This is a genomic window from Pedobacter sp. (assembly GCF_045628745.1).
Lineage (GTDB): Bacteria > Bacteroidota > Bacteroidia > Sphingobacteriales > Sphingobacteriaceae > Pedobacter.
Genome location: NZ_JAZQPU010000058.1, coordinates 1 through 10,681, shown reverse-complemented (window position 1 = coordinate 10,681; position 10,681 = coordinate 1). Strand labels below are relative to the sequence as shown.

The 10,681-nt window shown below is 37.1% G+C and carries 8 protein-coding genes; all 8 read right to left on the bottom strand.

Annotated features, from left to right (window positions below):
* Positions 1–186: 186 nt before the first annotated feature.
* Complete coding sequence (locus tag ACR2F7_RS02700; protein WP_432712075.1) at positions 187–849, bottom strand: DUF2461 domain-containing protein; 663 nt, start codon at positions 847–849, stop codon at positions 187–189.
* Complete coding sequence (locus tag ACR2F7_RS02695) at positions 842–1,087, bottom strand: hypothetical protein (protein WP_432712074.1); 246 nt, start codon at positions 1,085–1,087, stop codon at positions 842–844. Before ACR2F7_RS02695 ends, ACR2F7_RS02700 begins: the two co-directional genes overlap by 8 nt.
* Before the next feature lie 218 nt (positions 1,088–1,305).
* Positions 1,306–2,625 (bottom strand): DUF4302 domain-containing protein, encoded by a 1,320-nt coding sequence (locus ACR2F7_RS02690; RefSeq protein WP_432712073.1) that lies wholly within the window; start codon positions 2,623–2,625, stop codon positions 1,306–1,308.
* A 15-nt stretch (positions 2,626–2,640) separates the two neighbouring features.
* The gene (locus ACR2F7_RS02685) at positions 2,641–3,993 is read right to left on the bottom strand and encodes a zinc-binding metallopeptidase (RefSeq protein ID WP_432712072.1); all 1,353 of its coding nucleotides are present in this window, start codon (positions 3,991–3,993) and stop codon (positions 2,641–2,643) included.
* Between the two features lie 8 nt (positions 3,994–4,001).
* Positions 4,002–5,468: a RagB/SusD family nutrient uptake outer membrane protein gene (locus ACR2F7_RS02680; protein ID WP_432712071.1), complete on the bottom strand. Its 1,467-nt coding sequence runs from the start codon at positions 5,466–5,468 to the stop codon at positions 4,002–4,004.
* Positions 5,469–5,479: 11 nt separating this feature from the next.
* Positions 5,480–8,995, bottom strand: coding sequence for a SusC/RagA family TonB-linked outer membrane protein (locus ACR2F7_RS02675; protein WP_432712070.1), 3,516 nt, complete (start codon positions 8,993–8,995; stop codon positions 5,480–5,482).
* A 157-nt stretch (positions 8,996–9,152) separates the two neighbouring features.
* The gene (locus ACR2F7_RS02670) at positions 9,153–10,118 is read right to left on the bottom strand and encodes a FecR family protein (RefSeq protein ID WP_432712069.1); all 966 of its coding nucleotides are present in this window, start codon (positions 10,116–10,118) and stop codon (positions 9,153–9,155) included.
* 91 nt (positions 10,119–10,209) lie between these two features.
* A partial coding sequence (locus ACR2F7_RS02665; RefSeq protein WP_432712068.1) for a sigma-70 family RNA polymerase sigma factor occupies positions 10,210–10,681 on the bottom strand: 472 nt, incomplete at its 5' end.

The window sequence follows — 10,681 nt, the reverse complement described above, 5'->3', positions numbered from 1 at the left end:
TGTTTGCGATGCTGACAAGCCCATGCTTAAAGAATCCTGTTTGGCTAATAAAGCCTTGTATTTTTTTGGCGATAACACCACACAGGATGTAAAGGTTGAAGCCAGGAGAAGGATGGCAAAGCCTGAAAAAATCTGTTTCATGTATATAAATATGGTTTTTAGGAATGATAGGTTTCGGCTTAAAGGTTATTTGGCGATAGCATTTCTTAGGAAAGCTACCAGCGGATAAATAGTTTTAAAATTGCTGACTACCTTTTTTACAATGGTAGGCTGATATAAATCCTCATCGGGTATTTTTTTAACCACCTCAAAGCTCTTGAGCTTTAAATAGGCAATGTTAGGATCGTCCGGCTCGTAACCTTTGGGTGCTTTCTTCAGCGTATTTGTAGTGCTCAGCTTAAAATTAGCCGCAAAGGCCTTGTCTTCTATGATCTGAAAGAAATCATGACTGTTGTAGTCAATCTCTTGCCTGATGAGCTTTAAATGCGCCGCATCGGGCATCCAGTAACCGCCAGCCAGAAAACATTCTCCGGGTTGCAGGTGCAGGTAATAACCGGGTTCATTGCCGCCCTTGCCGTAGGCTGAAAACCATATACCAAAGTTAGTTTTATAGGGGTCTTTGTTATTGCTGAACCTCACATCGCGATAGATGCGCATCAGGGATTTCTTAGGGTCCGTATCAGCAGCAAGCATAGGATCTATTTTAGCAAGCTCGGGAATTAAGGTTTGTATCAATTCTAATACGTTTTCCCGGGCAGCTTCATATTCACCCTTGTGTTCTGCAAACCATTCGCGGTTGTTATTTTGTGCTACGTCTTTTAAAAACGTAAGGGTGCTGGGTTTAATCATGGCTTAGGTTTTTCTTACGGTATTTCATATACCATAAAACACCTAAACCTACAATAATTGCATAAGGAAAAGCCATAAGGTAGAGCACTCCTGAATTGATGCCATTACCTTGTGTGTTGCCATTTTTTGTTCCCTGCTCAGCGTTGATAGTGCACATGGCGCATTGGGCCTGTACTACGGAGGGGATGGTTAAAGAGGTAACCAATAAAAACAGGAAGATATAAACTGTTCTTTTCATAATGATTTGGTAATGTTATTTGCCACGCGCGAATCCATGCCGCTTTCAGCAGACAAATATAAGTAAAGAACGTTTAGAAAAGGACAATAATTGTGAGGGGCTGGTCATTAAACAGAAAAGCTTCCCTTCGGTGAAGAAGGGAAGCTATGGAGAGGCATATTTAATTTTTATTATTATTCAAAATTCATGAGTTGCATTCTCCAATAAGGTATGAAAGGCTATTGTAAAGTTCCTGAGAAATAGAAATCTGGGTGTTCTACACTTTTGAACTGGCCTAAAATCTGCCCGTTAGCAGGATTTACAAAATAGCTTAATGTAAATTGATCTGCTCCGATACGTTGCGTAAGAATTGGAGCTAAAACACCACCAAGTGCAGCTTCATTACCACCTAAAGTACCCAAAGTAAATTTGAATACCCCATCATCGGTTTTAACATAGCTATAATCGAAGTTTAAAGTCAAGGCCGTTGTACCGTAAGGAGTAGATACTGCAGCCCTCATTACTTTTGTTGTTTTATTGAATGTAAAAGTCATTCTATCTAACCTTAGCAACACTCCTCCAATATTAAAGCCTGCAACCCCTGTAGCCGCAGCTGCTCTTCTGCTCATAAAATCAGTAGACCAACCAGCATACGTAATCGCATTAGGGGCAATGATTGAAGAATAAGTAATACCCATAATTAAATGCAAAGGAAGTATAGGTGTTGCTGAAGCAAGCACATTTACTTTCGAGGCACCACTAACTGCTACATATCTTGTTCCATCAAATAGAAATTCAGATATAACTTTATCCTTGTAAACCAACGGAGCTTTTAATACAATTCCTGTTAAAGTGAATACAAAATCAGTAGAGGTAGTATTAACAGTTCCATTCTCATTCCAGGTTAAGCTAACCACCTTGTTATAATAATCAAAAGAGGTTTGGATTTGAGTTTGATCACCAAGCGTTAGGTATAAATATTTATTGGCGTCAATAAAGTCAATACCATCTTCCATAGATAGTGCCAATTCTTCATTGTTGTAGGCATCTTGTTCTGCTTTAGTTGCTTTAACTAAAATCAATTTGCTGTCCAGCATTTTCCCATTCAATTTAATGGTATCACCAGACACTTTATCAAATGCAAATTCAAAATCTGAATAATGGCCCCAACCTGATACACCACCAAATACGGTTCTATCAGGATCTGCTAACATATGCATATAGTTATAGGTATCAAAAGACAAAGTTGGAATCTGGTAAGCTTTTAAGCGGTAAGAACTTTCCTTACTTGTCATTGCAGGATCGAAATCTAAATCAGCATACATTTTTACCCTGTTGTTTTTATCAAAATTCAGGTAAAAGGAGTATCCACCACCACCATCTGGATAGAGGTAAGCTTTCCAACCATAAGGACTGCCCGTTAGTTGATCATTATATTCAATCAGTGCATTATTAACCCTGTCTTCTGGACGTTCACCATCTATCAGGTTACTGTTGTCTTTCTTACAACCGCAGAAAATGGCTAAGGAAAACAAGGTATATATTAGAATTTTTTTCATCTTTTTATAATTTAATTATTGACCCAATACGCCGTAGAAATAAGAATTATTATCGGTTTGTTTATAAAAACCACCTAAGGAACCTACTGTACCAATACTTCCTGGAATAATCTTGTTAATCCAGTCTATTTTAAATTTATTGTTTTTAAAATAATTGTTAACAGAGGCCATCGACGCGTTAATTACACCCATATTACTGTAGGTTGTACCTGCAGTTTGAGTAGCAGCTAAAGTAAATGTTGCGATGCCATTTGCATCAATAACCATTGTATAGTCTGCATCTCCAAAATAGGTAGTAGCACCAGAAGCATTTGTAAAGCTATATCTTAAAGTCATAACGTTGTTCGCCTTAAAGGTCATTGTCATATCCTTCAATCTATAAGTCTGTGCTGTTACTGCTGCAGTTGCTGTATTCCAAAGCGCTAAAAATTCAGGTGATTGGTTAGGATCTGTAGCAGGTACTGAATACAATGAAGTATAACCAACTGTTGGTCCTATCAATTTAGATAAATTTGGAGGAGTTATTTTGTTCAACTCATTTTGCACTTGTGTTTGTAAGGCATAAAAGTCAATATTGAAGGCAGATTTATAATAATCAACTACGTATTGTTCTTTCTTTTTAAGCTTAGCCATACCATCTGCAGTAGTGTTATTAACAGCAGCATTATAAGTAACACGGCCCATCATTAACATATTAGAGGCCATTTCTGCAAAATCCTCTTCTGGAGCGGCTCTGGCATACTGTGTAATGAAACCTAATGCTCTTCCGTTAACTAAAGTTTCCTGAGTCCAGTTTGCTACATAACCACCTCTAGAGATCAGTTGGAAATCTGTTTGATAATCTACCGTTTGATTTAAGATGTGGGTATATTCATGTTGAATAACCTGCAGCATTTGTTTTACTGATGCCAGGTTTGTTTTATCAAAGGTGTTGATAACATACAATACAATTTTACGACCACCTTCTGCAGTACCCAAAGTAATAGTACCATCAGTGTTGTATTCTGCACTTCCAGCTAGAATAAACTGCTTAGGGCTATACTTTTTGATAAAAGTAGCACCTCCTGTTGCCTCATAAGGTTTAATCCAAACATCTCTTACCATTTCCATCGCAGGGATAACCTGCGATTCTAAAGGTGGCACAATATTTTTTCCTAAAGCCAGTTCAAAACGGTCAAATTTATATTTCGTTTCAATATTATAAGGATTTAAAAAATTAGCATCCAACCAGTTGTCAGTTGCAGTTTTCGCAATTTCATTCCTATCCAGAATGTCAAGGTTAGCATTTAAAGTCCCTTCTTTTTTGCAGGAAGCAAATGCGATGAGGGCGAATATGGCTAAAAAGCTTTTATTAAATATTTTCTTCATGATTTGTTTTATCTAGGATTTTGTTCTATACCGGACAATTTCACTTGTGAGGGCACTTGAAATAAACGACGAGGATCGTCTGGACCTAATTCAATGGTCGTTGTTGATCCATCTACTGCAAGAACATTGTGTTTTACCGTAATTTTATGTCTTAAAACATCAAACCATCTTAAACCTTCTGTAATGAATTCAGCTTTTTTGAAATCTAGAATTGTTTTGATCAAACCTGCCTTATCATCGCCAAGTTTATAAAAACTTTCAATTTTGGCTAAAGTTATAGCATGTGTCACGGCATTATAACTGGTAATTCTAGTGCTTGCAAAAGTATTAAGGTCTCTTAAAGCGAGGTCATTTTGGCCTGTTTGCGCATAGGCTTCTGCACGGTTTAATAAAGCTTCGTCTGCCGTTAACACAGGAACAATAGTATAAGGAAAGCCAATAGTTGCATTAGGACTTGTTCTCACAAAATATTCATTCCATTTTAACAAGCTGTAATGTGGTACACCACCAGACGTATAAACTGGATGTGACCACCTTGAGCCAGTTACATTAGCAGCAACAAACATGGTGTTATTTGCTGTCTGTCCAAAGCCATAACGTGGCCCTGATGTTCTGGCCCATGATGATGCTGTTTCAATTAACAATAAAGTAGATGGTTCAGTTGCCTGGGTAAAGTTTACTCTCATTTCAGCGCTACTGTAAGTACGGTAACGTGTATTCCATGGTCTGGTAATTGTTGCAAAAGCATTACCAGAAGAAATTGCACTAGCGTGCTCAATCACTTTGGCATAATCTTGTTTAAAAAGGTAAAATCTGGCGGCAAATGCATGTGCTGCAGCAACATTAAAGTGATACTTTGGAACAACATAAGAATCATTTTTAATTAAGGGCAGGCCTTCTTCAATATCCTTTTGAATCTGCTCATAAACTGAGGCTACAGTACCGCGGCTATATTGTCCAGATACAACAGTTTCTGGTTTTACCATATAAGGGATACCTGGAGAAGTGTTATCACCACCAGGGTTATAAGCTTTTGAATAAAAAGTAACCAACATGAAATGTGCATAAGCACGCGCCATTAATGCTTCTCCTTTATAGGGAAGATAACCACTTTTATCTTCTGCTTTTTCAATAGACTCTAAAGCCTGATTTGCTGCTGCAATAGCTTCATAACTTGAATTCCAATAATAAGTTGGTGAATCCTGGTTATCATCATCGTTATCCAACCAATAGAAAGGTTGAACTATCCATCTTGGCTCAGTACCTACAGTTGGGCCTTTATCTTCTGCATTATCAGAAGCAGACTCTGCAAAAGGGATATAGTTAGCCTGTGGATAAGCACTTGCTAATAACTGCGCAACTTTATCTACAGAATTTACTTGTGTTCGTTGATCTGGAGCATGCTCAAGAAACTTTTTACAACCAGTGGTTGTAAGCAGTGCAAGTGCCAGAACTGATATATATATATTTTTCATGATTGTATTATTTAGAAACCAACTTTTAATGATAAGGTAAACTGACGAGGAATTGGCATAGCCACACCGCCCGATCCGAAGAATTCTGGATCTTGTCCATTTAATTTTTTATCGGAATAAATTAAGAACAGGTTATTTCCAACAACACTCAAAGATGAGTTAGTTAAACCCAGTTTCTTAGAGAATGCTGCAGGTGCATTATAACTTAAAATGATCTGTTTCATTCTTACAAATCCACCATCAGCTACTCTTGCACTTGAATAATTATAGTTGTTATAAGCGTAAACGTTTGAGAAATTGGTGGCTTCGTAAGCATCCAAAATAGATGGAACATTTGTAAATTGCTCATCACCCGGCATTTCCCAACGGCTTAAGAATGCTTTTGGCATTGCATCTAAATCGCTATAGCTAGTTTTGAAAGCTGGTGCCAAACGAACTTTGTTACCTGCAGCAAAAGTAATTAATGTTGACAAGCTAAAGTTTTTATATTTAAAGTTGTTAGAAAAACCACCAGTATATTTCGGGTCAATAGGACCTTCATATTTTAAATTATAAACAACATCACTTTGAAGGTAAACATCATTGCTAACCTCGCCATCCTCATTAACGAATAAAGGAGAACCATTAATTGGATCTAATCCTTTAAAATCTAAAGAGAAAAGTCCACGTTGTGCATACCCTTCTAAAGCACCACCATCAGCACCTGTCAAATCAAATATCAATGGTTGATTTTTTAAATTGGTAATTGTATTTGTATTGTAAGCAAAGATCAATTGAGTTCTCCAGTTAAAATCAGCTACTTTAAGTACAGTTGCGCCTAAAGATGCTTCAATACCTTTTGATTCCATATCTGCATAATTGGCTTGTTTAATAGCTTCGCCACCAATTCCAGATGTTTTGATTAATCCAATCAAATCAAAACTTTTCCTTTTGTAAGCATCAACAGTTAAAGATAAACGATCCTGGAAGAGACCTAAATCTAAACCAATGTTTAACTCATTAAGCTTTTCAAAGGTCAGTTCTGAATTTTGAAGTCCTGCAATATAAAGTTTAGTTTCTTTTTCAGTTAAATATGGACGTCTTGTAGACATACTTTTAACAACCAAACTAGAGTTTTCAGCAGAACCCATACTTGCAACTAAACCATATGTTGCACGAAGTGTAGCCCTGTTGACAATATTCTTTATGCCCTCATTTTGCATAAAATTTTCTGTATCAATATTCCATGCACCAGAAACGTTCCATGTTGGCAACCATCTTGCTGTGGTTGATTCTCCTAAAAGGTTAGAACCATCATATCTACCAGTTGCATTTATGCTGTATTTTCCTTTGTATGAATAGGCTCCTCTTAATGCATAATTTAAATATCTTTCATAACGATAGCCCATGCTGTAGTAGTTAAACCCACCTTCAACATTTTGTTTAACAATGTTAGGGTCAATAAAAGGTACTCCACCTCTATCATATTGGTAACCATAACCATCAAACCTTTTATTTTGACGATCGATGAAACGCATCTCCTGGGTAGCGAAAAAGTTAACCAAGTGATCTTCATTGAAGGTTTTGTCGTACTCTAAACTGTTACGCACATAATAGTTGGTAATGTTGTCATCATTTGTATTGTAAAAACCACCATAAGGTAATACGCTTACTGGAAGTGCATTAGGATCGTCAGGGTTTTTATACAAGAATTTATTCGCTCTTTTTATGGTAGCATCAGCCGGACTTATACCTGCACGGTATGCCTGAGCCATATTAGAGTTCTCTGTAATTTTGTGCTCCTGCGTAGTTTTAGCAAAACGATAGGCACCATCAAAAGAGTATTTAAAAGCATCTGTAATTTTATACTTTAATCCTCCCTGAACTTTAAAATCAATTAAATTTAACTCTAAAGTGTTATTATCTAATTCATTTAAGATATTAAAAGGGGCATAATTCTGAGTAAAAAATTCGCGTTTACCATTCTCGTCATAAGGTGTTAAAGTACGACTGGTGTTTAATGCATAACTAAATGGGTTGATGTCAAATTCACGATCGTAAGTTCCATAAACTGGATTACCGTTTCTACCCAATGTACCTGGAGCATTTTGATCACGCACAGATCCCTGAGTAATTAATTCAATGCTTAACTTTTTATTAATTTCAAAGTTTCCACGAATGTTACCAGTGAAACGTTTAACATTATCACCTACCGACCATCCATTGTCTTGCAAATAACTGGTTGAAGCATATATTTTTGAACGCTCAGTTCCTGAAGAAACACTTACAGAATGCTCTTGCATAAAGGACTGTTTAAATAAAACATCAAACCAATCTGTGTTTGCATTTGCATAACGTTGCAAGAAGTTTTTCATACTTGGTGCATCATTTTTTAAAGCATAAGAATCAGTGGCTTCGTTGTACTCATACATCTGATTAAACATTTTCCCGAAAACACCACCGTTTACACCACGAGATGTATTAGCGTGATTTAACCATCCTTTATTTTGCATTTCCAGGTAGACACTCATTTGGTCTGAGGAATTCAAAATATCATAATTACTATATGACGGCTTCATGTAGGTAGAAAAATTACCTGTGTAAGAAACCACTGGTTTACCTTCAGTATTTTTACCTTTTTTAGTTGTAATAATAACTACACCGTTCATTGCTCTGGCCCCATATTGGGCAGTTGCAGCAGCATCTTTTAGTATATTGAAGCTCTCAATATCATCTGGATTTAAACCAGCGACCGACGATCCAACAAGTGTAGAAGGGTCACCTGTAGAAAGCTGCTCATTAGAGATGTTAACCACATCTTCTAAAATTATACCATCTACTACCCATAGCGGCTTGTTATCTCCAGAAATTGAAGTTGCTCCACGCACACGGATTTTGGGCGCAGCTCCAAAAGTTCCTGAAACGTTTTGCACAGATACACCTGCAACGCGGCCTTCCAACATTCTACTTACATCATTTATACCTTCACGTTTTACATCTGATGCCTTAAGCATTGTTGCCGAACCAGTAAAAAGTTTTTTGTTCAAATCCTGGTATCCTGTAGAAACAACATTTACCTCTTGAAGTTGACTTACATCTTCTGCTAAAGAAATGTTGATAGTTGTTTTGCCACCTACAGTAACTTCCTGAGTTTTGTAGCCGATAGCAGAAATCACTAAAATAGCACCTTCTTGTACACGGATCTGGTATTCACCATTTCCATTTGTAGATACGCCATTATTAGCACCTTTTTCCCTAATGCTCACACCCGGAAGTGGATCACCATCTTTAGCTGCAACCACGCGACCTTTTAGAATCACGTCTTTTTTAAAGACATCAGGTACTATGGCTTTTTTCAAAATCACTTGTTTGCCAACAATGTTATAGGCAATACCTTTTACAGTTAAAGGTTCAAGGGCAGAACTGATAGAAACCAATTTAACAGGTACTTCTAAGTTCATTTCCTTATTGATTTGTGTAGCATCATAAACAAAACTCACCTGGTAGGTTTGTTCTATTTGCTTAAGGTAATTCTCTAGTCTTTCCACTTTTAAGGACGACGGCTTAATTCGTTCGGCCTTAACTAATGTCACGCAGAAAATTGCAGTGCATAGTATAGCCATGAGGCTACACTGCAACAATCGCATGATTTTTTTGTAGTTTTTCTCCATAATTGTTAGTTGTGTTGGTTTGTTGATTATTTAGTTATAAACTCTTAATAGTAACCGTATCTCCACTAGTTTCTACCTGTATATTATAGGTCGCTTTTAATACATTCAGAATTTCGTTAAGGCTGCTTTCTTTGAAGTTAGCATTGAACTTTTTTGCGGTATGTACTGTGTCATGCAAATTGATCTTTACACCGTAATATTCACTCAACTCCTTGCATACATCTTGTAGAGGCATATCTACAAAATGAAGTTCTTTGGTTAGCCAGGAATTATCATTGCTGCCATCGGGCTGGGTCATGATATTTAATGCGTAATTATAGGATACCGATTGTCCGGCGTTTAAGATGGCTCCTTTGCTCACCTTGTTTGGTGTAAATCTTACGGTTCCAGTTGATACTGAAACATCGATCAGGGAATCTGTATACTTTATGTTAAACGAGGTACCCAATACACTTACTTTTGATTGGCCAATAGAGATGGTAAAGGGATGCTCAGGGTCCTTGCTGATCTTGAAGAAAGCTTTTCCCTTTTCCAGGCTTATATCTCTGGTTTTGCCTTTAAAATGATCAGGATATTTGACAATGGTGTTTTGTGCAAGCATCACTTTAGATCCATCATTAAGCAGTATTGAATCCACCTGTGCATGGGTTTCTTTCACAAGTTCTTTAACGCCATAGCTTGTAGAATATAACCACACTCCGGCAATAACAAGTGCTGCAGCTGCGGCAACACCACTTAACCATTGATAGGACTTCTGAGGTTTTAAAACAATATGATCCTTTAACCGGGATTTGAAGTGATGAAGAGCTTGCACCTTATCTATCCGGGAAAGTACAGCTGTATCTGCTGCTTTTTCCCAAACGCTTTTGATTTCCTGAAAATATTGCTCATTGGCAAGACTTTGCTCGCGCAATGCATTGACCTGATCGGCAATTTCAGTGTTGTCTGGTTCGTTGAGGTGATTCAGAATAAGGTTCTGAAAAATGTGATTTTCTTGCAAGGGGCTCTGTTTTTTAATTAAGACAAACAATAACCTAAAAACCCCTAGTCATTTCCCTAAAAGATTTAATTATTTTTGAGATTAGTAGTAATTAGTACAAGAATAAGCTTAAAAGAGAAAAATATTTGACCTTTGAATGGCCAGATTGACTTGCATTTTGTTGCAACATCCTTAATCTTAGTATCCTAAGGGCATTACTCATGTGGTTTTCAACTGTTTTTTCAGAAATACCAAGCTGTAGGGCAATATCCCTGTATTTCAACCCCTCTAACCTGCTCAGTTTAAAAACTTTTCGACATTTCTCCGGAAGCAGTTCTATTTCCCGATATAACTGCACAATAAGTGCATTTTGTTCATCAAGCACATCAATGTCGTGATGACTATCGTGCTCAGCAATTTTCTCATGATGCTTTTCAATATTCCGCTGCCTATTTACTGCATTAATAGACGCATTGATAACACTACGGTACAAATAGGGTTTTAAAGAAATTATAGTAGGTAACAGGGCTTTATCTTCCCACAATTTAAGAAATACATCCTGCACAATTTCTTCGGCAATGGCT